The organism is Streptomyces sp. P9-2, assembly GCF_051903975.1.
GTDB classification, from domain to species: domain Bacteria; phylum Actinomycetota; class Actinomycetes; order Streptomycetales; family Streptomycetaceae; genus Streptomyces; species Streptomyces cellulosae.
Genome location: NZ_CP192633.1, coordinates 5,571,731 through 5,592,726 on the forward strand (window position 1 = coordinate 5,571,731; position 20,996 = coordinate 5,592,726).

At 72.1% G+C, this 20,996-nt stretch carries 21 protein-coding genes and 1 pseudogene; 10 read left to right on the forward strand and 12 right to left on the reverse strand.

Features of this window, described 5'->3' with window-relative positions; translation table 11 throughout:
• Positions 1–20 precede the first annotated feature (20 nt).
• The 7 genes from ACQY0Z_RS25335 to ACQY0Z_RS25365 all read right to left on the reverse strand — a co-directional run bounded on the left by ACQY0Z_RS25335 (position 21) and on the right by ACQY0Z_RS25365 (position 6,740).
• Positions 21–290 (reverse strand): acyl carrier protein, encoded by a 270-nt coding sequence (locus ACQY0Z_RS25335; protein ID WP_189904119.1) that lies wholly within the window; start codon positions 288–290, stop codon positions 21–23.
• A gap of 76 nt (positions 291–366) precedes the next feature.
• Positions 367–1,587, reverse strand: coding sequence for a ketosynthase chain-length factor (locus ACQY0Z_RS25340; protein ID WP_254586113.1), 1,221 nt, complete (start codon positions 1,585–1,587; stop codon positions 367–369).
• On the reverse strand, positions 1,584–2,864 hold the full coding sequence (locus tag ACQY0Z_RS25345) for a beta-ketoacyl-[acyl-carrier-protein] synthase family protein (protein ID WP_189904123.1): 1,281 nt from the start codon (positions 2,862–2,864) through the stop codon (positions 1,584–1,586). The genes ACQY0Z_RS25340 and ACQY0Z_RS25345 overlap by 4 nt, the downstream gene beginning before the upstream one ends.
• Complete coding sequence (locus tag ACQY0Z_RS25350) at positions 2,861–3,187, reverse strand: TcmI family type II polyketide cyclase (RefSeq protein WP_189904125.1); 327 nt, start codon at positions 3,185–3,187, stop codon at positions 2,861–2,863. Before ACQY0Z_RS25350 ends, ACQY0Z_RS25345 begins: the two co-directional genes overlap by 4 nt.
• 13 nt (positions 3,188–3,200) lie before the next feature.
• Positions 3,201–4,688 carry an FAD-dependent monooxygenase gene (locus tag ACQY0Z_RS25355; RefSeq protein WP_439812857.1) on the reverse strand — a complete coding sequence of 496 codons (1,488 nt, stop codon included), beginning with the start codon at positions 4,686–4,688 and terminating at the stop codon, positions 3,201–3,203.
• A 325-nt stretch (positions 4,689–5,013) separates the two neighbouring features.
• Positions 5,014–5,856, reverse strand: coding sequence for a hypothetical protein (locus ACQY0Z_RS25360; protein ID WP_381730940.1), 843 nt, complete (start codon positions 5,854–5,856; stop codon positions 5,014–5,016).
• Positions 5,857–6,002: 146 nt separating this feature from the next.
• Positions 6,003–6,740, reverse strand: a complete 738-nt coding sequence (locus ACQY0Z_RS25365) for a TetR/AcrR family transcriptional regulator (protein ID WP_439812858.1) — start codon at positions 6,738–6,740, stop codon at positions 6,003–6,005.
• Between the two features lie 132 nt (positions 6,741–6,872).
• Here ACQY0Z_RS25365 and ACQY0Z_RS25370 point away from each other — a divergent pair, with 132 nt between their 5' ends.
• The 5 genes from ACQY0Z_RS25370 (at position 6,873) to ACQY0Z_RS25390 (ending at position 11,679) form a co-directional block, all read left to right on the forward strand.
• On the forward strand, positions 6,873–7,472 hold the full coding sequence (locus tag ACQY0Z_RS25370; RefSeq protein ID WP_189904133.1) for an NADPH-dependent FMN reductase: 600 nt from the start codon (positions 6,873–6,875) through the stop codon (positions 7,470–7,472).
• A 30-nt stretch (positions 7,473–7,502) separates the two neighbouring features.
• The gene (locus ACQY0Z_RS25375) at positions 7,503–9,071 is read left to right on the forward strand and encodes an MDR family MFS transporter (RefSeq protein ID WP_254586116.1); all 1,569 of its coding nucleotides are present in this window, start codon (positions 7,503–7,505) and stop codon (positions 9,069–9,071) included.
• A gap of 171 nt (positions 9,072–9,242) precedes the next feature.
• Entirely contained in the window at positions 9,243–10,364 is a 1,122-nt protein-coding gene (locus ACQY0Z_RS25380; RefSeq protein WP_381725898.1) for an NADH:flavin oxidoreductase, read from the forward strand.
• 116 nt (positions 10,365–10,480) lie between these two features.
• Positions 10,481–11,404, forward strand: a complete 924-nt coding sequence (locus ACQY0Z_RS25385) for a HipA family kinase (RefSeq protein ID WP_439812859.1) — start codon at positions 10,481–10,483, stop codon at positions 11,402–11,404.
• A complete protein-coding gene (locus ACQY0Z_RS25390) occupies positions 11,401–11,679 on the forward strand; it encodes a SelT/SelW/SelH family protein (protein ID WP_189904140.1) in 279 nt (92 codons plus the stop codon). The genes ACQY0Z_RS25385 and ACQY0Z_RS25390 overlap by 4 nt, the downstream gene beginning before the upstream one ends.
• Positions 11,680–11,697: 18 nt before the next feature.
• Here the strand turns inward: ACQY0Z_RS25390 and aceB are convergent, their stop codons facing one another.
• The gene (aceB, locus tag ACQY0Z_RS25395) at positions 11,698–13,323 is read right to left on the reverse strand and encodes a malate synthase A (protein WP_439812860.1); all 1,626 of its coding nucleotides are present in this window, start codon (positions 13,321–13,323) and stop codon (positions 11,698–11,700) included.
• A gap of 162 nt (positions 13,324–13,485) precedes the next feature.
• Positions 13,486–14,085 (reverse strand): nucleotidyltransferase family protein, encoded by a 600-nt coding sequence (locus ACQY0Z_RS25400; protein ID WP_189904144.1) that lies wholly within the window; start codon positions 14,083–14,085, stop codon positions 13,486–13,488.
• A 260-nt stretch (positions 14,086–14,345) separates the two neighbouring features.
• On the opposite strand from ACQY0Z_RS25400, the gene ACQY0Z_RS25405 reads away from it, so the two are divergent.
• Positions 14,346–14,606: a DUF5955 family protein gene (locus ACQY0Z_RS25405; RefSeq protein ID WP_254586119.1), complete on the forward strand. Its 261-nt coding sequence runs from the start codon at positions 14,346–14,348 to the stop codon at positions 14,604–14,606.
• Positions 14,607–14,761: 155 nt separating this feature from the next.
• On the opposite strand, the gene ACQY0Z_RS25410 is transcribed toward ACQY0Z_RS25405, so the two are convergent.
• Entirely contained in the window at positions 14,762–15,565 is an 804-nt protein-coding gene (locus ACQY0Z_RS25410) for an IclR family transcriptional regulator (RefSeq protein WP_019521861.1), read from the reverse strand.
• A gap of 238 nt (positions 15,566–15,803) precedes the next feature.
• On the opposite strand from ACQY0Z_RS25410, the gene allB reads away from it, so the two are divergent.
• Positions 15,804–17,168: an allantoinase AllB gene (gene allB, locus ACQY0Z_RS25415; protein WP_439812861.1), complete on the forward strand. Its 1,365-nt coding sequence runs from the start codon at positions 15,804–15,806 to the stop codon at positions 17,166–17,168.
• A gap of 57 nt (positions 17,169–17,225) precedes the next feature.
• Positions 17,226–18,341, forward strand: coding sequence for an allantoicase (gene alc, locus ACQY0Z_RS25420; protein WP_254586120.1), 1,116 nt, complete (start codon positions 17,226–17,228; stop codon positions 18,339–18,341).
• 14 nt (positions 18,342–18,355) lie between these two features.
• On the opposite strand, the pseudogene ACQY0Z_RS25425 reads toward alc, so the two are convergent.
• Positions 18,356–18,544, reverse strand: a pseudogene (locus ACQY0Z_RS25425) (SDR family NAD(P)-dependent oxidoreductase); the annotation flags it as partial.
• Positions 18,545–18,722: 178 nt separating this feature from the next.
• Here ACQY0Z_RS25425 and ACQY0Z_RS25430 point away from each other — a divergent pair.
• The gene (locus ACQY0Z_RS25430) at positions 18,723–19,151 is read left to right on the forward strand and encodes a ribonuclease domain-containing protein (RefSeq protein WP_254586121.1); all 429 of its coding nucleotides are present in this window, start codon (positions 18,723–18,725) and stop codon (positions 19,149–19,151) included.
• 28 nt (positions 19,152–19,179) lie between these two features.
• On the opposite strand, the gene ACQY0Z_RS25435 is transcribed toward ACQY0Z_RS25430, so the two are convergent.
• Positions 19,180–19,380 carry a hypothetical protein gene (locus ACQY0Z_RS25435; protein ID WP_254586122.1) on the reverse strand — a complete coding sequence of 67 codons (201 nt, stop codon included), beginning with the start codon at positions 19,378–19,380 and terminating at the stop codon, positions 19,180–19,182.
• Positions 19,381–19,559: 179 nt separating this feature from the next.
• Here ACQY0Z_RS25435 and ACQY0Z_RS25440 point away from each other — a divergent pair, with 179 nt between their 5' ends.
• A complete protein-coding gene (locus ACQY0Z_RS25440; RefSeq protein ID WP_439812862.1) occupies positions 19,560–20,810 on the forward strand; it encodes a sensor histidine kinase in 1,251 nt (416 codons plus the stop codon).
• Positions 20,811–20,996 lie beyond the last annotated feature (186 nt).

Below are 20,996 nucleotides of genomic sequence, written 5' to 3' on the forward strand. Positions count from 1 at the left end.
GCGGCGCGGTCCGGGTCTGGTCAGCCGACCTCGGCCGGTACCAGCAGGGCGTTGACGGCCTCGAGCAGCGATCGCGGCGTCGCCGCGTCGGTCAGCGTCTCGTCGTCCAGGGTGATGCCGAACTCACGCTCGATCCTGCCGCCGGTCTCCAGCAGCGCCAGGGACTCGTAGCCCAGCGAACCGAAATCGGTGTCGAGGATGTCGCCGTCGAGATCGACGCCTTCGTCCGCGCCGGCCCCCTCGCGCAGGATGCGCTTGAGGTCCTCAAGGGTGAACTCATGGGCGGGCATGGGTGACTGTCCTTTCGTCTCTGTTGTGGGGTGGTCGTCACGGCCGGCACTCCGCGCGCCCCGTGACCGCCGGCGGTCAGACCGCGCGCACCACGGCCGCGGAGTTGAAGCCGCCGTGCCCCCGGGCGAGCACCAGGGCGGAGCGCACCGGGGCCGGCCGTTCCCGGTCGACGACCAGGTCCAGGTCGTGACCGGGAGAGGGGGTGACGCCGACGGACGGCGGTATCACCTCGTCCCGCATGGCGAGGAACGCCGCGGCCAGATCCAGCGGCGCCGCCCCGGAATACAGCCGCCCGGTCATCGTCTTGGGCGCCGTCACGGGCACGGCCCGCGCGCCGAACACCGCCGTGATCGCCTCGGTCTCGATGCGGTCCAGGTCGGGCAGGGCGGCCGCGTCGGCGAACACCACGTCGATGTCACCGGGCGACGCTCCGGCGTCGGCCAGGGCGAGTTCGACGGCCTTGCGCAGGCCGGGGGGCCGCCCGCTGCCCGGCCGAGGGTCCAGCGTGGCGCCGTATCCGGCGACCTCACCGTAGATCCGAGCGCCCCGGGCCCGGGCCTGCTCCAGATCCTCCATGACGAGCAGGGCCCCGCCCTCACCGGGCACGTGCCCCGCTGCCGCGTCGTCGAAAGGAAGGTAGGCACGTTCGGGGTCACGGCCGACGCTCAGCCGGTTGCTCGCCATCTGGGCGACCCAGCCCCAGGGGCAGATCGACGCGTCGACGGCGCCCGCCATCACCAGCCGTGTGCCCTTGCGCAGCTGCCGCCGTGCCTGGGCGATCGCGTCGAGCCCGCCGGCCTGGTCGCTGACGACCACACCGCTGGGCCCTCGCATGCCGTTGCGGATGGATATCTGACCGCTGTTGACGGCGTAGAACCAGGCGAAGGACTGGTACGCGCTGACGTACCTGCTGCCCTTGCTCCACAACGCCTGGAGCTCCCGCTGGCCGAACGCGAAGCCTCCGGAGGAACTGGCGGTGATGACCCCCATCTCGAATCCGGGAAGGTCCTCCGGCCGCACCGCGGCGTCCTGGAAAGCCCAGTCCGCGGCCACCAGCGCGAGCTGGGTCATCCGGTCCGTCTGCGGCAGCAGCCGTCCCGGCAGATGCTCGGCCGCGTCGAACCCGTCTATCTCACCCGCCAGTTGGGCGGGGTATTGGTCGGGCACGAAACGCGTGATGCGTCCGATGCCGCTGATCCCCTTGCGGGTCGCGGTCCAGTAGGTCTCCGTGCCCAGTCCGTTGGGTGCGACGACACCCAGTCCGGTGACGGCGGCTCGCACGCCGGTCGCGCTCATGCGTTCCTCCGATCGGGGCGGGCGAGCACCATGGCGCTCTGGAAACCGCCGAAACCGCTGCCCACCGACAGCACGGCGTCGGTGGGCCACTCCCGTGCGGTGACCGGGACGTAGTCGAGGTCGCACTCGGGGTCCGGGGTGTGCAGGTTGGCGGTGGGCGGCACGACGCCGTGCTCCATGGCCAGCGTGCTCGCCGCGATCTCGATGGCCCCGATCGCTCCCAGCGAGTGGCCCACCATCGACTTGATGGAGCTGACCGGCACGGCGTAGGCGTGCTCGCCGAGGCTGCGCTTGAACGCGGCGGTCTCGTGACGGTCGTTCTGCTTGGTGCCCGAGCCGTGTGCGTTGACGTAGTCGACGGCCTCGGGATCCAGGCGCGCCTCGTCCAGGGCGACCCGGATGGCCTCGGCCATCTCCCGGCCGTCCGGACGCAGGCCCGTCATGTGGAAGGCGTTGCTGCGCGTCGCGTAACCGGCGATCTCCGCGTAGACATGGGCACCGCGCCGCCGGGCGCTGCCGAGTTCCTCCAGGACGAAGACGGCGGCACCCTCACCCAGCACGAAGCCGTTGCGGGTGCCGTCGAACGGGCGCGAGGCGTGCTCGGGGTCGTCGTTGCGCGGGGTCGTCGCCTTGATCGCGTCGAAACAGGCCACCGTGATGGGGGAGATGGGCGCGTCGGTGGCACCGGCCACCATGACGTCGGCCGATCCCTCCCGGATCAGGTCGGCGGCGTAGCCCACGGCGTCCAGCCCGGACGTGCAGCCGGTGGACACCACGGTGGCCGGTCCCTCGGCGCCCACCGCCCAGGCGACCTCCGCGGCGAAGGAACTGGGCACGAGGTGGTTGTACAGGTGAGGGACCGCATAGGTGTGGTCGACCAGATCGAGCCGGCCGCTGTCGCTGACCGTGCGGTACTCCTGGTCCAGTCCCATGGTGGCGCCGACCGCGCTGCCGATGGTGACGCCGGTGCGGTGCGGGTCCAGGGCGGTGAACTCCAGGCCGCTGTCGGCAACCGCGTCCCGGGCCGTGACCACCGCGAACTGGGCGGCGCGGTCCATCCGCCGGATCTCCTGGGCGCTCAGCCCCAGCAGCTCCGCGTCGAAGTCGACCTCCGCGGCGACCTGGGAGCGGAAGGGGGAGGGATCGAAGAAGGTGATGCGACGGGTCGCCGTGTGCCCGCCGGACAGGGTGTTCCAGAAGCTCTTGACGCCCACGCCGCCCGGGGCGGTGACCCCGATGCCGGTGATCACCACCCGCCGGGGGTACGCGCCGCTCACCGGGCGGTCCAGTGGTAGAACCGCTGCGCCATGGCGTCGGCGGGCGAGCGCCAGGTGGCCGGGTCGTAGGCGGTGATGAACGGCTTCAGGTCCTCGCTGATCCCGACGAACCGCGGGTCCGTCTTCGCGGTCTCTATCCGCTCGCCGCCGTCGTCGGAGTCGAAGTCCTGCAGGTGGAAGTAGAGGCCGCGGTACGAGAAGAGCTGCCGGCGCCGGGTGCCCATCCGACGGGGCATCTCCGTGTCGTCGAACTCGCCGAAGAGGCGGGCCACGTCTTCGGCCGAACGGGGTTCCATCCTGGCCACGATCAACGTGCTGTGCATGAGTCTCTCCTTGTCAGGACTGCTGGATCCGGGACGGACCGAACCAGCGCTCCAGTGCCATGGGCAGGTCGTGATGGCTGCCCGGTGCCGCCCAGGCCACGTGTCCGTCGGGCCGCACCAGGACCGCCGCCGTGTCCGCGAGGGGAGTGCCGGGCCGGACGTCGTGGGGCTCCGCCGTGACGATGTCGACGCGGTCCGACCAGCCGGCCGCGCGTTCGCGGAGGACGGCGTTGTCCTCCAGGTCGAGCAGCACGCCCCGGGCCGGCTTGAGCAGTTCGGTGCTGCTGGTCTTGCGCCGCTCGCCCACGAGTTCCAGATGCGGCATGCGCAGCCCCAGCAGAGGGTGCGGGCCGGGGCCGACGTCGTAGCGGATCTCCAGGCCGCTCACCATGCCGGCGAGGTGGCGGCTGACCTCCTCGTAGCGGATGAGCTCCGCCAGGACGTCACGCAGCGGCTGCATCTCCTCGCCGGTGAGGAAGAGCAGTCCCTGGGCCTTCGTGTTCGTCATCAGCCGTTCGCCGACCGGGTACCGCTCGGCGTGGTAGGTGTCCACCAGCGCCTCCGGGGCGGTGCCGCGGACGACGGCGGCCAGTTTCCAGCCCAGGTTCACGGCGTCCTGGATACCGGTGTTCATCCCCTGGCCGCCCGCCGGCAGATGGATGTGCGCCGCGTCCCCGGCGAGCAGCACGCGACCTCGGCGGTACTCGGTGACGAGGCGGGTGGCGTCGCCGAAGGCGCTCACCCACTCGTGTTCGGCGTGCGAGATGTCGATGCCGGTGATCCGCTGCCAGGCGGCCGCGACCTCCGGGTAGGAGGGCGGTTCGGTGCGTCGGCGGGGCCGGGTGCCGCGTTCGCAGACGATGATGCGGGTGACGCCCCGGTTGCCGAGCGGGCCGCACATCACCATGCCGCCGGGGAAGGTCTCGCCGATCAGCCTCGGCTTCAGATCCACGCCCTTGATGTCCGCGAGGTACATCTCCAGCGTCGCCGCGGTGCCCGGGAAGTCGAATCCGGCGGCCTTGCGGACGGTGCTGCGTCCGCCGTCGCACCCGACGAGGAAGGGCGCGGTCAGCCGGGTCTCCTCACCGTCGGGACCGCGCACTTCGACCTCGACGTGGTCCCCGTGGTCCCGCAGGGAGACCAGTTCGTGGCCGCGCCGGACGTCGGCGCCGAGCTCGCGGACCCAGCTCTCCAGCATCGTCTCGGTGTCCGACTGAGGCACGGTCTTGGCGGCCTCGTGAATGCTGTCGAGGACACCGAAGTCGACCGGCAGGCCGCCGAAGTGCCCGGCGTTGCTGGTGCCCATGTCCCCGAAGCGGTGGAGCAGTCCGCGCTGGTCGAAGACCTCCATGGTGCGAGTGGTGAAGCCCAGTCCACGGGACTCGCCGGTGCGCTCGGTGAGCCGGTCCAGCACGATGACGCCGACCCCCGCGAGCCGTAGCTCCCCGGCGAGCATGAGTCCGGTGGGACCCGCGCCGGCGACGATGACGGAAGCGTCCATGGATATGTCCTCCGGGGCCTCGGAATGGCGAAAACGACGAGGCGGCGCACCGGATGAAGTCTCGGTGCGCCGCCTCGGAAGGGTCGATCGACACAGTGCTGGGGAAGCTAACGAAGAGCTTCTTCGGAATCACCGCCGATGTCAATGCAAATTTTCGAACCCTGCAACAAGCTTGCGTCAGAGAATCGTCAAATAGATTTCCGCAGGCAACTTCATGCACTGGGCAGGCGCGTGCAGAGAAAAAAGAAAGAGGCTCTGCCGGATCGTTCCCATTCCGGCAGAGCCTCGTTCTTCTGCTGGTTGCTCTGATTTCTTTTCCGCGGGGTTACGAGTGTGTTCCGAGCGAGGTGAGGACATCCTCCCCGTGGTAGTACGCGCGCCCGCGCACACTCTGCCGGCGCCACCGGTCCTCGCTCGCACGGCGGTAGACGCTGCCCGGGGCGAGGCCCCACAGACGGGCGATGTCACGTGCCGTCATCCAGCGCACCGGCTGCTCCCGCCGCGCGGGGCGGCTGCCGCGGCGGAGCCATTCCTGCCCGGACCAGCGGTGCGCCGGCTCGCTGTCGCAGCCCACCTCGACCGTGTCGCCGGAGCCGGACCGCACCTCCGCCCTCAGCGTTCCTCCGCAGCCCGGAACCACGCAGGCGCCGACCGGCAGCCGGCGTCTCGGGGCGGGGTCGATCACCCGTCGCGCCCGCCGGACGCACCCTGTGACCTCGGACGACAGGTCGGCCACGGCCGGGTGCGCGACGAGCCAGTCGATGTGCCGGAGCAGGAAGCCGGCCATGTGCGCGACGGTGTCCGGCGGAGCGCTCACCCGCCGTTCGTCGATCACCAGCGCGGCCCAGGACCTCAGGGTGGCGACGATGACGGAACGGGCCTCGGCCGCGGCCGTGTTGAAGGGCAGTCCGGGCAGCGGGCCACCGGACGTGCGGTCGCGGGGCCGGTCGGTTCCGGTGAGCAGACCGCCGCACTCCTCATGGAGACGGGGCAGCCGTCGCAGGTCGTGGGTGAGCCGTAACGCACAGGGCGGGCAGAGCCGGCCGCCCCGTGCGGCGAGATCCCGGGCGCGGTCCGCCGCGCCGTGCCGGCAGGCCGCCCCCTCGCACTCCGCCGGCTGTGTCGTGGCCCGTTCGTTCTTGATGATGTCCGTGGATCGGTATGTCATATCCCCCACCGCTCAGCAGTGGGGCGAACGTATTTCGGGCATGATGAACGGGCAAGCGAAGGCCGGTCATATGTCGTCGATCTGTACCGGCCCTACGATTTCCTTGAGGGATCTGTTCACGCGATGTCCTCGGTGCCGATGCCGCCTCAGATCTTGAGGTGTTCGGAGATACCGTCCAGAACGCACTCGAGACCGGTTTCGAACTGCCACTGCAGGTCGTCCTTACGTCCGGCCTCGCCGATGTAACGCTCGTACATCGGGAAACGGCCCGTGCTCAGAAGCCAGGCCATCTGAGAGGCGAGTCCCGACCTGGCCTCCTCCCGGCTGGACCACCCTCGCACGCGCAGCAACTGGGTCACGCCGACCTCGGCGTTGACCGCGCCGTGCACGTACGACGTGACCGTGCTGTAGACCACCATCGCCGTGTCGGCGTCCAGCCCGAGGCCGTCGAGCGCGGCCAGGGCGGCCTCCGGAACGGCCAGTTGGTTCGGCGTCGGGGCGCACCAGGTGGCCCGGGTGACCCAGGAGTGGCGGAGGAGGACCTCCCTGATGCGCAGGGCGAGCGTGTGCATGGTCGTGCGCCAGTTGTCGGTCTCGCCCGGCAGATCCATCTCCGCGTAGACGAAGTCGACCATGAGCTCGATGAGCTCGTCCTTGCCGGTCACGTAGCGGTACGCGGCCATGGGGGCGACGCCCAGCTCGGTGGCCAGGCGCCGCATCGTGACCGCGTCCAGTCCCTCCGCGTCGGCGACGGCCACCGCGGCCTTGGCGATACGCCGGGGCGTGAGCGTGGTGCGGGGCGCGGGTGCGGGCCGTTCGAGGCGCTCCCACACGGAGACGTGGTCCTTGTCGTGGGCCTGTGCCTGTCGCTCCTGGGAGGGCATCGCGTGGCTTCCTTCCGCCGGACGGTCTGTGTACAGCGTATCAGCCGTGGACAACGTACACTTCCCCGTGTACGTTGTACGTCGAGGATACGTCGTACACATTCGGATCGTGCACCTTCGGAGGTTCCTTCCATGGCTGGCACCAGTGACGGCCCCCTGCGGACCGCAGTGATCATCGGCAGTACCCGGGACGGCCGCTTCGGCCCCGTCGTGACGGACTGGATCACGGGCCACATCGCCGAGCGTGAGGACATGACGGCCGACGTGATCGACCTTGTGGCCACGCCGCTCCCCACCGTTTTCCCGGCCTTCGGGCAGCCGCCCTCCGCCGAGGTGGTGGTGCAGCTGGGCGAGGTGTCGCCGAGGCTGGCCGCGGCCGACGCCTTCGTGATCGTCACTCCGGAGTACAACCACAGCTTCCCGGCGGCACTGAAGAACGCCATCGACTGGCACAACGAGCAGTGGCACGCCAAGCCGGTGGGATTCGTCTCCTACGGCGGCCTGTCCGGAGGCCTGCGCGCCGTCGAGCAGCTCCGCGTCGTCCTCGCCGAACTGCACGCCGTGACCATCCGCAACACGGTCAGCTTCCACAACTACGGCGAGGTCTTCGGGGGCGACGGGAAGCCGGCGGACCCCGGCTGTGATGTCGCCGCCAAGGCGATGCTCGACCAGCTCACCTGGTGGGGCCACGCGCTCCGGGACGCCAAGGCCGTCCGCCCGTACGCCGTCTGACGCCCCCTGCCACGGAAGCCCGAGGTTGTGATGACGGCCCGTCCGACCGCAGCGCCCACCCCGCCCGACCGCGCCGGCCTGCCCCGGCTCGGCGTCTTCGGCCTGATGCTGGGCATCTTTCTGGCGACGCTCGACGGCCAGATCGTCAGCACGGCGCTGCCCACCATCGTGGGCGACCTGGGGGGACTCGAGCACTTCTCCTGGTCGGTGACGGCCTACCTGCTCACCATGGCCGCCGCCACCCCGTTGTGGGGCAAACTCGGAGACCTCCACGGCCGCAAGGGCGCCTACAGCAATGCCGTGGTGCTCTTTCTGATCGGCACAGTTCTGTGCGGTCTGGCCCAGAACATGGGTCAGCTCATCGCCTTCCGGGCCGTGCAGGGTCTCGGAGCCGGCGGACTCATGGTGGGCGCGCTCTCGGTGATCGGCGTTCTGGTGCCCCCGGAGGGACGTGGCCGCATCCAGTCGATGGTGGGCGTCATGATGCCCGTCGCCTTCGTCGGCGGCCCGCTCCTCGGCGGACTCGTCACCGAGCACCTGGACTGGCGCTGGACGTTCTACGTCAACGTCCCCGTCGGTCTCGTCGCTCTGCTGGCCGTCGCCAAGGGAGTGCGGCTGCCCGCACAGCGCGTCCCCGGGCACGTCGACTACGTCGGCGCCGCTCTTCTCACCAGCGGTGTCCTGGCCCTCACCCTGCTCGCCGGGTGGGCCGGCACCACGTACCCCTGGCTGTCCTGGCAGATCTCCGCGCTCGCGGCCCTGGTCGTGGTGAGCCTCGCCTGGTTCGTCCGGGTGGAACGGCGCGCCGTCGAACCGATCACCCCGCCCCGGCTGTTCGCCCGGCGGGAGTTCACCCTCGCCCAGGTGCTCAGTCTCCTCGTGGGCGCGATCCTCATCTCCGTCGTCAACTACCTCCCTCAGTACATGCAGTTCGTACAGGGCGCGTCGCCCACCGCCAGTGGCATGCTGATCCTGCCGCTGATGCTCGGCATGCTGTCGGCACAGCTGACCACCGGGCGGCTCATGGACCGCGGCGGGCTGGACCGCGTCGTGCCGCTCACCGGCTCCCTCGCCACCGTCGCCGGCGCGCTGCTGCTGCTCCTGCTCGGCACGGACACCCCCCTCGCCGTGGCCTCGGCCCTCACCCTCGTGGCCGGCGTCGGCATCGGGATGCTGATGCAGAGCACCCTGCTCACCACCATGAACAACGCCGATCCCCGCGACATGGGGGCCGCCACCGGCACCGTCACCCTGGTGCGCACCATCGGCGGCTCCCTCGGCGTCGCCGTCCTCGGCGCCGTGCACAGCAGCCGTACGTCCGGCGTCCTCGCCGGCCGGCTCGGCGGCGACACGGAACAACGGCTGACCATCGGCGGCGAATTGACCCCCGCCGCGTTGGCAGATATGCCCCGGGAGGTGCGCGACGCCGTCGGGCAGGCGGTGAGCAGCGGACTGCACGGCGTGGTGACCGGCGCGGCCCTCCTGGCGGTGTGCGCGTTCGCCACGGCGTGGTTCATCCGCGCGGCGCCGGCCGCCCGGCCGTCTGAAACCCCGGCGGCCGCCGAGAAGGGCGCGGTCCGCTCCTCACCGGCGGACTGAGCGCCGCCACGACCGGACGGCGAGCGGTGGACGGCGGAGGCACGAGCCGGCCCGCCCGACCACGCGAGCCGGCCGCCCATGCACCGGAGCACCTCTCACCATCCGAGCCGCCGGCCGCACGGTGGAACCCCCGCCGCCGTGCGGCCGGCCCCAGAGCTGAGGCGATCACCCATGTCCACAACACACCCCCTGGACCGCGTCCGGGACATACTGGTCCGTCCGTTCTCCGTCGGCGGCCTCAATCTGCCCAACCGCGTCGTGATGGCGCCCATGACCCGGGAGTTCTCCCCCGGCGGAGTCCCCGGCGACGACGTGGCGCGCTACTACGCCCGGCGGGCCGCGGGCGGCGTCGGCCTGCTCGTCACCGAGGGCACCTACATCGACCACGCCTCGGCCGGCAACAGCGCCCGGGTGCCGCACTTCTACGGCGACGAGGCGCTGGCCGGCTGGTCCGCGGTCGCCGAGGCGGTCCACCGGGAAGGCGGCAGGATCATGCCGCAGCTGTGGCACGTCGGCATGGACCGCACCGCGGGCAACCCGCCCGTGCCGGACGCCCCGAGGATCGGCCCCTCCGGCATCGCCCCCGACGGTTCGCACTCGGGCCGGGAGATGACCCAGGCCGACATCGACAACGTCGTGGCGGCCTACGCGTCCGCCGCCGCGTCGGCCGAGGCCCTCGGATTCGACGGCGTGGAGATCCACGGCGGCCACGGCTACCTGGTCGACCAGTTCCTGTGGTCCCGCACCAACCGGCGCACCGACCGGTACGGCGGTGACGTCGCCCGGCGCACCCGGTTCGCCGCCGAGATCGTGGCGGCCTGCCGTGCGGCCGTGTCCGACGACTTCCCGATCTCGTTCAGGCTGTCCCAGTGGAAGGTCGACCACTACGGGGCGCGGATCGCCGAGACCCCCCAGGAGCTGGAGACGGTGCTGGGGCTGCTGGCCGAGGCAGGCGCCGACATCTTCCACTGCTCCACCCGGCGCTTCCACGTCCCGGAGTTCGAAGGCTCGGACCTCAACCTCGCGGGCTGGGCGAAGAAGCTCTCCGGCAAGCCCGCCGTCAGCGTGGGCTCGGTGGGCATGAGCAACGAGTTCCTCGACGTGTTCCAGGGCGAGCAGGCGGCCGTCACGGACATCGGGAACCTGCTCGACCGCATGGAGCGCGACGAGTTCGACCTGATCGCGGTGGGCCGCGCACTCCTCGGCGACCCCGAGTGGCTGGCCAAGATCCTTTCCGGCCGCACCGGCGAACTCACGCCCTTCCACGTGAGCCGGATCGGCACCCTCCACTGACGCCGCACGCGGCGCCCGTGTCACCTGTCCGGGGCGCGGGCGCCGCCCGGGGAGCGGCTGTCACGCTCGGTTACTATGCTTCTTTCGTGCCGGAACCGGCCGGTAAGGGGCGCACGATGACCGACGGACTGAGACACGTGACCACCACGCGTTACGTCATGCCGCTGCACTCCGGAGGGTCCGTCCCCGGCGTCTTCGAAGCCGACGACCTGGGCACCTACGTCGTCAAGTTCACCGGCTCCGCGCAGGGCCGCAAGGCGCTGGTCGCCGAGGTGATCGTCGGCGAGCTGGCGCGGGCGCTCGGGCTGCGGTTCCCCGAACTGGTGCTGGTGCACTTCGACCCGGCGATCGCCGACGCCGAACCCCACCAGGAGGTGCGCGACCTGCACGCCTCCAGCGCAGGGGTCAACCTCGGCATGGACCATCTGCCGGGCGCCCGCGACCTCACTCCCGAGGCGGCCGAGACGTTCACCGTCGATCCGCTGGAGGCCGGGCGGATCGTCTGGCTCGACGCGCTCACCGCGAACGTCGACCGCACCGTGCACAGCTCCAACCTGCTGCTGTGGCCGACCCTCGGCGTCGTCCCACCCCGGCTGTGGCTGATCGACCACGGCGCCGCGCTCGTCTTCCACCACCGCTGGGACGCCGGCGACCCGACGAAGGCGTACGACTTCCGCCACCACGCCCTCGGCCGGTACGGACCCGACGTGCGCGCCGCCGACGCGGAGCTCGCGCCCCGGGTGACGGAGGAGCTGCTGCGGTCGATCGTGGACGAGGTGCCCGACGCCTGGCTGGACGGCGAGCCCGGGTTCGGCTCGCCCGAGGAGGTCCGAGCCGCGTACGTGGACCACCTGTACGCGCGGGCCCGGGCGTCGGCCGCCTGGCTGCCCCTCGACTTCCCCACGGCCGACCAGATCGCCGCGGAGGACGCCGCCCGCGCGGCACGCACGCAACGGGGCCGCCCGGCCTGGCTCAAGCAGGTGCCCGACCTGCACGGCCGGCCGGCGGTGGAACAGGACGAAACGGTGCACCTGCGGTGACGGCCGACGCACGGCGCGTGGAGATCGAGTACTGCACCCGGTGCCGTTGGCTGCCCCGGGCGGCCTGGCTGGCGCAGGAGCTGCTGACCACCTTCGAGCAGGAACTGACCGAGCTGGCGCTCAAGCCCGGGACCGGCGGGGTGTTCGTGGTCCGGGTCGGGGACGAGGTCGTCTGGGACCGGCGGGAGCAGGGCTTCCCGGAGCCGACGGCGGTGAAGCAGGCCGTACGCGACCGAGTGGCCCCGGGGAAACCCCTGGGCCACTCGGAGAGGTGAACCGCCCGAACGACCGCCTCAGCCCTTGAGCTGCTCGTACGCCGGAAGCGTGAGGAAGTCCGCGTAGTCCTCGTCGAGGGCGACCTTCAGCAGCAGGTCGTGGGCCTGCTGCCAGTTGCCCGCAGCGAACGCCTCCTCGCCGATCTCCGCGCGGATGTCCGCCAGTTCCTCGGCGGCGACCTTGCGGGCCAGCTCGGCGGTGACCTTCTCGCCGTTGTCGAGGACGACGCCCGCGTTGATCCACTGCCAGATCTGCGAGCGGGAGATCTCCGCGGTGGCCGCGTCCTCCATCAGGTTGAAGATGGCCACCGCGCCCAGGCCGCGCAGCCACGCCTCGATGTAACGGATGCCGACCTGCACGGCGTTGACCAGGCCCGCGTACGTGGGCTTCGCGTCGAGCGAGTCGACCGCGATCAGGTCCTCGGCCTTGACGTCGACGTCCTCGCGCAGCCGGTCCTTCTGGTTCGGCCGGTCGCCGAGCACCCGGTCGAAGGACTCCATCGCGATCGGCACCAGGTCCGGGTGGGCGACCCACGAGCCGTCGAAGCCGTCGTTCGCCTCGCGGTCCTTGTCCGCCTTCACCTTCTCGAAGGCGACCTTGTTGACCTCCTCGTCCCGCCGGGACGGGATGAACGCCGCCATGCCGCCGATCGCGTGCGCGCCGCGCTTGTGGCAGGTGCGGACGAGGAGTTCGGTGTACGCCCGCATGAACGGGGCGGTCATCGTCACCGCGTTGCGGTCCGGCAGCACGAACTTCGGCCCGCCGTCGCGGAAGTTCTTGACGATGGAGAACAGGTAGTCCCAGCGGCCCGCGTTCAGCCCGGACGCGTGGTCGCGCAGCTCGTGGAGGATCTCCTCCATCTCGTACGCGGCGGTGATCGTCTCGATGAGGACCGTGGCGCGGACGGTGCCCTGGGGGATGCCCAGGTAGTCCTGCGCGAACACGAACACGTCGTTCCACAGCCGCGCCTCGAGGTGCGACTCCGTCTTCGGCAGGTAGAAGTACGGTCCCTTGCCGAGGTCGAGCAGCCGCTGGGCGTTGTGGAAGAAGTACAGGCCGAAGTCGACCAGCGCGCCGGGCACCGGGGTGCCGTCGGGGCCGGTGAGGTGACGCTCGTCCAGGTGCCAGCCGCGCGGGCGCATGACGACCGTCGCCAGCTCCTCGTCCGGCCGCAGGGCGTACGTCCTGCCCGTGCGCTCGTCGGTGAAGTCGATGCGGCGGGTGTAGGCGTCGATCAGGTTGAGCTGGCCGGTGACCACGTTCTCCCAGGTGGGCGCGGACGCGTCCTCGAAGTCCGCGAGCCACACCTTGGCGCCGGAGTTCAGCGCGTTGATGGTCATCTTGCGGTCGGTCGGGCCGGTGATCTCGACGCGGCGGTCCTCCAGGGCCGGCGGGGCCGGGGCGACCTTCCAGGAGTCGTCGGCGCGGATCGCGGCCGTCTCCGGGAGGAAGTCGAGGGTGGAGGTGCGGGCGATCTCGGCGCGGCGCTCCGCGCGCCGGGCGAGCAAGTCGTCGCGCCGGGGTGTGAACCGGCGGTGCAGCTCCGCCAGGAAGGCGAGGGCCGTCTCGGAGAGGACCTCCTCCTGCCGCGGCAGGGGCTCGGCGTCGACGATGGCCAGCGGGGACGGCGCTGGTGCGGACATCAGCTGTCACTTCCTTCGGCGTGCGGGGGGCGCCGGGTGCCGGGCGACCCGGGTACGGCGGGAGAGGCCCCTGCGCCGGGCAGAGGGCTCACAGGGCTTCTGATCAGTGGATAGTAGTTTCCTCATAGTGGAAGTTCAATGTTTTGTTGATGTCGAGAGTCCTCATTCAAGGTGCGTCAGATCGGCCTCCGTGTCGATGTCGTACGCCTCCGCGACATCACCGCACTCGACCAGTTCCACGGCGTCCGCGTGCTCCTTGAGGTAGGCGCGTGCGCCCTGGTCGCCCGTGGCGGTCGCGGCGATCCCCGCCCAGTGCTCGGCGCCGAACAGCACCGGATGCCCGCGGACGCCGTCGTACGCCGCCGAGACCAGCGAGCGCGGCGACCGGTACGCGCGCCGCACCCGGGCCACCGCCTCCGCGCCGATCCCCGGCTGGTCCACCAGCAGTACGAGCGCGGCCCGCGTGCCCGTGCCGGCGAGCGCGGTCAGCCCGGCCCGCAAGGACGTGCCCATGCCCTGCTCCCAGTCCGGGTTGTCGATGAGCGCGCAGTCCGGCAGCGCCGCGCGGGCGCGCACCTCCTCGGCGCGCGCCCCCAGCACCACGTGCACGCTCGCGCAGCCGCCCGCGCGCAGCACCTCCGCCGCGTGCTCCACGAGGAGCCGCCCCCGGTGGGGGAGCAGCCCCTTGGGGCGCCCGCCGAGCCGTCGTCCGCCGCCCGCGGCCAGCAGCAGGCCGGCCACCCGGTTCTCGTCGTCCGTCATGCGTCCTGCATACCCCACCCGGAGCCGCCCGTCCGGGCGTCCGGCGGACGGATGCCCCGGGCCACGGTGTCACGCTGCGGAACAAGTCGATGACGCAGCGGACTGGCGCAAAGGCCCCGGGGTGGCGTTTACTGGCGCGCACCGGTCCGCGGGGGCGCGTAGGACCGGTCAGGGGAGGCGCACGACGACCTGCCAGGGGGAGGACCGTGTTGCGAGGCGTGGACCAGAGGTGTGTGCCCGGCAGTCAGGTGGACCCGCGTGTGGCGGAGCTGCGCTCCGCGGTGGCCCGCTTACGCCGCCAACTGGCCGCACACCGTGCGGACTTCCGGGACCGGGGCATCGCGGAGGAGGCGCTCGCCACGCTGGCGGGGCTGGCCGCGGCCGACCGTCCCGACATCCCGATGCTGCGCCGCTCCCTGCTGCTCGTCGCCGGAGCCATCGGCTCGGTGAGCGCGCTGGGCGAGGGGCTGCGGCAGCTCCGCGAGGCGGTCGACCTCTTGGGACCGTCACCGAAGGTGTGACGTACGGGTGTTCGGGGCGTCGGTCGTGCGGGGCGATGCGTGGGACGCGCGTGTGACGCAAGGTGAGTGCGGTGCGCGCCCGAGGGCGGGGCGAGCGCGGCGTGCGCCCGGCGTGGTGAGCGTGGGCGCCCCGTACGCGGGACCCGAACGCCCCCTCAGGCCGCCGGACCTCCCGGGTTCGCCAGCGCCTCCGACAGCTCGCGCGCGATCTCCTGCAGCACCGGCACGATCCTCTCCGTCGCCGACTCCGTGACCCGGCCCGCCGGGCCCGAGATGGAGATGGCGGCCGCCGTCGGCGCGTCCGGCACCGGCACCGCGAGGCAGCGCACGCCGATCTCCTGCTCGTTGTCGTCGATGGCGTACCCCTGCCGGCGCACCTCCTCCAGCGCGGCGAGGAAGCCCTCGGGCGTGGTGATGGTCTTCTCCGTGGCCGCCGGCATGCCCGTGCGGCCCAGCAGCGCGCGCACCTCCTCCGGCGGGAACCCGGCCAGCAGCGCCTTGCCCACACCCGTGGAGTGCGGCAGCACGCGGCGCCCCACCTCGGTGAACATCCGCATCGAGTGCTTCGACGGCACCTGCGCCACGTACACGATCTCGTCCCCGTCCAGCAGGGCCATGTTCGCCGTCTCGCCGGTCTCCTCCACCAGCCGCGCCAGATACGGCCGCGCCCAGGTGCCCAGCAGCCGGGACGCCGACTCGCCGAGGCGGATCAGGCGCGGGCCGAGCGCGTACCGCCGGTTGGGCTGCTGGCGTACGTAACCGCAGGCCACCAGCGTGCGCATCAGGCGGTGGATCGTCGGCAGGGGCAGGCCGCTGCTGGCGGACAGCTCGCTCAGGCCGACCTCGCCGCCCGCGTCCGCCATCCGCTCCAGCAGGTCGAAGGCGCGCTCGAGGGACTGCACGCCGCCACTGGCGGCGGGCCGGGCGGAGTCGGTGGTGCTGGCGCTGGACGTCGGCACGGCGCGTTCCTTTCGGGGCTGGCAGGAGCTCAGAAGCCTACCCGGCGGCCGGTCGGCGGCCCGCTCGTACGGAGCTACGTTCTGTGTGACGGAAGTCTAATTCCGCTTTGTGGAAACGTCCAGGGGTGACGGTCGCGCCGCCGCGGCGGCAGGAGCACCCTTGACGCGGTGGAGTCCCGACGGCAACACTCCTTCAACAGAACGTTGAATTTTCCGGCGGACCTGCAGGAGGCTCCGGGTGCCCGACGTCGAACTGGTGCTGCGCTCGACCCGCGTCATCACCCCCGAGGGGACGCGCGCCGCGTCCGTCGCCGTGGCCGGCGGCACCGTCACGGCCGTCCTGCCGCACGACGTGCCCGTCCCCGCCGGCGCCCGCCTGGAGGACCTGGGTGACGACGTCCTGCTGCCCGGCCTGGTCGACACCCACGTGCACGTCAACGACCCCGGCCGCACCGAGTGGGAGGGCTTCTGGACCGCCACCCGCGCGGCCGCCGCCGGCGGCATCACCACGCTGATCGACATGCCGCTGAACTCCCTCCCGCCGACCACGACGGTCGACCATCTGCGCGTCAAGCGGAAGACCGCCGCCGACAAGGCGCACGTCGACGTCGGCTTCTGGGGCGGCGCCCTCCCCGACAACACGGCCGACCTGCGCCCGCTGCACGAGGCGGGGGTCTTCGGCTTCAAGGCGTTCCTGTCACCGTCCGGCGTCGACGAGTTCCCCCACCTCGACGACGGCCAACTCGCCGGCGCCCTGCGCGAGATCGCGTCCTTCGACGGTCTGCTGATCGTGCACGCCGAGGACCCGGGGCAGCTCGACGGCGCCCCCCGGCGCGGCGGCCCCCGCTACGCCGACTTCCTCGCCTCCCGCCCCCGCCGCGCCGAGGACACGGCCATCGCGCGACTCCTCGAACAGGCCCGGCGGTTCGACGCCCGTGTGCACGTCCTCCACCTCTCCTCCGCCGACGCGCTGCCCCTCATCGCGGAGGCCAAGGCGGACGGCGTCCGCGTCACCGTCGAGACCTGCCCCCACTACCTCACCCTCGCCGCGGAGGAAGTCCCCGACGGCGCCAGCGAGTTCAAGTGCTGCCCGCCCATCCGCGAGGCCGCCAACCAGGACCTGCTCTGGCAGGCCCTGGCCGACGGCACCATCGACTGCGTCGTCACCGACCACTCCCCGTCCACCGCCGACCTCAAGACGGACGACTTCGCGACCGCCTGGGGCGGCATCTCCGGACTCCAGCTCAGCCTCCCCGCCGTCTGGACCGAGGCCCGCGGGCGCGGCCACACCCTGGAGGACGTGGTCCGCTGGACGTCCACGCGCACGGCCCGGCTGGCCGGCCTCGACGCACGCAAGGGCGCCATCGCGCCCGGTCATGACGCCGACTTCGCCGTCCTCGCCCCGGACGAGACCTTCACCGTCGACCCGGCCGCCCTCCAGCACCGCAACCGCGTGACCGCCTACGCCGGACGCACCCTGCACGGCGTCGTCAGGTCCACCTGGCTGCGCGGCGAACGCGTCCTGGCCGACGGGGAGTTCACCGCACCGAAGGGCCGCCTGCTCACCCGGCCCCTGACTCGACACCCGAAAGCCGGCCCCTGACTCGACACCCGAAAGCCGGCCCCCGACACGACACCCGAAAGGCAGGACCACATCACCGTGACGGCGATCGAGACCTTCACCGGCGACGCAAGCCCCTACGGCGGCGGCGACCCGTACGCGGACTACCGCACCGCCGACTTCCCCTTCACACACCTCGCCGACCTCGCCGACCGCCGGCTCGGCGCCGGTGTCATCGCCGCCAACGACGAGTTCTTCGCCGAGCGCGAGAACCTCCTGCTGCCCGGCCGCCCCGTCTTCGACCCCGAACGCTTCGGCCACAAGGGCAAGATCATGGACGGCTGGGAGACCCGGCGGCGGCGCGGCGGCTCCGCCGGCCACCCCTGGCCGGCCGACGACGACCACGACTGGGCGCTGATCCGCCTCGGCACGCCCGGCGTCGTCCGCGGCATCGTCGTCGACACCGCCCACTTCCGCGGCAACTACCCGCAGGCGGTCTCGGTCGAGGGCACCGCCGTCGACGGCTCCCCCTCGCCCGGGGAACTGCTCTCCGACGACGTGAAGTGGACGACGCTGGTGCCCCGCACCCGCATCGGCGGCCACGCGGCCAACGGCTTCGCCGTCACCGCCGAACAGCGCATCACCCACCTGCGCCTCAACCAGCACCCCGACGGCGGCATCGCCCGCCTGCGCGTGTACGGCGAGGTCGTCCCGGACCTGGCGTGGCTCACCGCGCTCGGTACCTTCGACGTCGTCGCCCTGGAGAACGGCGGCCGCGTCGAGGACGCCTCCGACCGCTTCTACTCGCCCGCGGCCAACACCATCCGGCCCGGACGCTCCCAGAAGATGGACGACGGCTGGGAGACCCGGCGCCGCCGCGACCACGGCCACGACTGGATCACGTACCGCCTGGTCGCCCAGGCCCAGATCCGCGCCCTGGAGATCGACACCGCCTGCCTCAAGGGCAACGCCGCCGGCTGGGCATCGGTGTCCGTACGGGACGACGAGGACGGCGACTGGCGGGAGATCCTGCCCCGCACCCGCCTCCAGCCCGACACCAACCACCGCTTCCTCCTCCCGGACCCGGCGGTCGGCACCCACGCGCGCGTGGACATCCACCCCGACGGCGGCATCTCCCGCCTCCGGCTCTTCGGCTCCCTGACGGACCAGGGGGCGGCGACGCTGGAGGCGCGGAGGCAGGAACTCGGGGGCTGAGGCCCGTACGGGTGCCTGCTCGCGGAGGGGCGGGCACCCAGGGCCACGGCCCGGTCAGGCCGCGTGCCCTCCACGTACGTCACCGCGACGTCCGCGCCCTCCCGGGCGAGCCGCAGCGCCGTCGCGGCGCCGATGCCGCGGCTGCCGCCGGTCACCAGCGCCGTCCGGCCGAGCAGGGTCTTCTCCGTGGTGTCAGTGGTCATGGGCCCATCCCAGTCGCCGGGACGGCGGGGTGCTGGCGGCGATCGGACGTCGACCTGCCGCGCCGTCAACCGCCCGGGCGTGCCCTTGTGTTACATCACGGGAAACTCATCGGACCGTACCGAAAAATCCATGTACTTGACATTGACATGCCAGGGTCTACGCGCGTCATCATGGGGTATGCGATTCCCCCCACGAGCGGCCCGGTCCGGGGCCGCAGCAGCCCTTCTGTCCGTCCTTCTGCTGGGCGGCGGCGGTGCTCTCTCCGCCCCGGCGGCGCACGCCGCACCCGCCCTCCCCGTCGCCGCGCGGTCGATTCAGGCGGTCGGCGACATCTGCTACAGCGACCTGCCGTCCGAGGCGCACGACACCCTCGACCTGATCGAACAGGGCGGCCCGTTCCCGTTCGAGCAGGACGGCACGGTCTTCCAGAACCGGGAGGGCATCCTCCCCGACCAGGAGACCGGCTACTACCACGAGTACACGGTGATCACGCCCGGTTCCCCCACCCGTGGCGCGCGCCGGATCGTGACCGGTGAGGAGTACCAGGAGGACTACTACACCGCCGACCACTACGCCTCGTTCGACCTCGTCGACCACTCCTGCTGACGGGCCGGTTCGTGGCAGGGGCGGCGGGTCAGCCGGGCTTGCGCGTCTCCGCGACGGCGAACAGGGCGACGCCCAGCACCACCAGGGCGACGCTCGCGTAGATCTCGTAGCCGTCGAGGAACCCGGCCCGCCGCACGAGGCCCCAGTGCCAGTCGGTGAACTCCGTCACCAGACCGGCCACGCCCTGCAGCACGGCCACGAACCCCAGCACTTCCAGCAGTCGTCTCATGCCACCGACTCTCGCCCCGCGGACCCCCCACCCACATCGGCCGCGGGGCGAGGCCTTCCCGACCGAAGTGCACCGCTCTTCTCCGCCGGGACGCCGAAAGTCTGAGGCCCCGCGACTTCGGTCGACGATTCCGCCCGCGAGGGGCCGCACCGGGCGCCCACTGCATAGATTTGTCGACTGTGACTGATGACAAGGCGGCGCGGACCGCCCCGGTGTACACGGGGCCCAGGTGGTTCTTCCCGTCCGCCCTCATCCACGAGCTCGACCCCGACGCGAGCCCCTCCGGCCGCCGCCCCCGGCGTACCGCCCGCGACTGGGTCGTCGACTTCTCCTGCTTCCTGCTCGCCGTCCTGATCGGACTGGTCGGCGCCGAGGCACTGCGGGACAACACCGAGCTCCCGCACGCCGTCGCCGTCCTCGACCAGGTGCTCGGCGCGCTGTCCTGCGCGGCGGTCTGGCTGCGCCGCCGCCGGCCGTTCGGCCTGGCCGCGGCGATGGTGCCGGTCGGCTTCCTCTCCGAGACCTCCGGCGGGGTCGCGATCATCGCCCTGTTCACGCTCGCCGTGCACCGGCCGTTGCGGTACGTGGCCTGGGTGGCCGGCGCGCAGCTCGCACTCGTGCCGCTGTACTTCTGGTGGCGTCCCGACCCCGACCTGCCGTACGCCGCCGCCGTCGTTCTCCTCCTCGTGCTGACCGTCGCCACGGTCGGCTGGGGCATGTTCGTACGGTCCAAGCGGCAGCTCATGCTCAGCCTGCGGGACCGGGCCCGGCGCGCCGAGACGGAGGCGCGGCTGCGGGCCGAACAGGCGCAGCGGCTCGCCCGCGAGGCCATCGCGCGGGAGATGCACGACGTGCTCGCGCACCGGCTGACGCTGCTCAGCGTGCACGCGGGCGCGCTGGAGTTCCGTCCCGACGCCCCGCGTGACGAGATCGCGCGGGCGGCGGGCGTGATCCGGGAGAGCGCGCATGAGGCCCTCCAGGACCTGCGGGAGATCATCGGGGTGCTGCGGGCCGGAGACAGCGAGGACGCGGGGCGTCCGCAGCCGACGCTGGCGGCGCTCGACACCCTGGTCGCCGAGTCCCGCCAGGCGGGGATGAAGGTCACCCTGGACCAGCGGGTCACCGACGCCGCCTCCGTCCCGGCCTCCGTCGGCCGCACCGCCTACCGCATCGTGCAGGAGGCCCTGACGAACGCGCGCAAACACGCTCCCGGCGCGGAGGTCACGGTCTCGGTGGCCGGCGGCCCGGGCGAGGACCTCACCGTGCGGGTGCGCAACCCGCCCCCTGAGGGGGACGTCCCCCCGGTTCCGGGCGCGGGCCAGGGCCTGATCGGCCTGAGAGAGCGAGCGACGCTGGCGGGGGGTTCCCTGGAACACGGCCGGACCCCGGAGGGCGGCTTCGAGGTGAGCGCACGGCTGCCGTGGCGATGAGCCTCGCGGCGATCGCGGACAGCACCTTTGCGCGGACCTCGGCTGCACTTCCGTGCCTGCGGCTCACGGGGTGCCTCGCGTCGTCGTATGCCGGGTGCGGGTCGTCGGGGGCCGGCCGCGCAGTTCCCCGCGCCCCCTTGGGGCGCTCGCAGGCGCCGAGTTGCGCAGACACCCCCGACCCGCACA

Excerpts from the sequence above, each read along its gene's own strand:
- ACQY0Z_RS25335 (WP_189904119.1), bottom strand. The coding sequence starts at position 290 with ATGCCCGCCCATGAGTTCACCCTTGAGGACCTCAAGCGCATCCTGCGC.
- ACQY0Z_RS25340 (WP_254586113.1), bottom strand. The coding sequence starts at position 1,587 with ATGAGCGCGACCGGCGTGCGAGCCGCCGTCACCGGACTGGGTGTCGTC.
- ACQY0Z_RS25350 (WP_189904125.1), bottom strand. The coding sequence starts at position 3,187 with ATGCACAGCACGTTGATCGTGGCCAGGATGGAACCCCGTTCGGCCGAA.
- ACQY0Z_RS25355 (WP_439812857.1), bottom strand. The coding sequence starts at position 4,688 with ATGGACGCTTCCGTCATCGTCGCCGGCGCGGGTCCCACCGGACTCATG.
- ACQY0Z_RS25360 (WP_381730940.1), bottom strand. The coding sequence starts at position 5,856 with ATGACATACCGATCCACGGACATCATCAAGAACGAACGGGCCACGACA.
- ACQY0Z_RS25365 (WP_439812858.1), bottom strand. The coding sequence starts at position 6,740 with ATGCCCTCCCAGGAGCGACAGGCACAGGCCCACGACAAGGACCACGTC.
- ACQY0Z_RS25370 (WP_189904133.1), top strand. The coding sequence starts at position 6,873 with ATGGCTGGCACCAGTGACGGCCCCCTGCGGACCGCAGTGATCATCGGC.
- ACQY0Z_RS25375 (WP_254586116.1), top strand. The coding sequence starts at position 7,503 with ATGACGGCCCGTCCGACCGCAGCGCCCACCCCGCCCGACCGCGCCGGC.
- ACQY0Z_RS25380 (WP_381725898.1), top strand. The coding sequence starts at position 9,243 with ATGTCCACAACACACCCCCTGGACCGCGTCCGGGACATACTGGTCCGT.
- ACQY0Z_RS25385 (WP_439812859.1), top strand. The coding sequence starts at position 10,481 with ATGACCGACGGACTGAGACACGTGACCACCACGCGTTACGTCATGCCG.
- aceB (WP_439812860.1), bottom strand. The coding sequence starts at position 13,323 with ATGTCCGCACCAGCGCCGTCCCCGCTGGCCATCGTCGACGCCGAGCCC.
- ACQY0Z_RS25400 (WP_189904144.1), bottom strand. The coding sequence starts at position 14,085 with ATGACGGACGACGAGAACCGGGTGGCCGGCCTGCTGCTGGCCGCGGGC.
- ACQY0Z_RS25430 (WP_254586121.1), top strand. The coding sequence starts at position 18,723 with ATGCGATTCCCCCCACGAGCGGCCCGGTCCGGGGCCGCAGCAGCCCTT.
- ACQY0Z_RS25435 (WP_254586122.1), bottom strand. The coding sequence starts at position 19,380 with ATGAGACGACTGCTGGAAGTGCTGGGGTTCGTGGCCGTGCTGCAGGGC.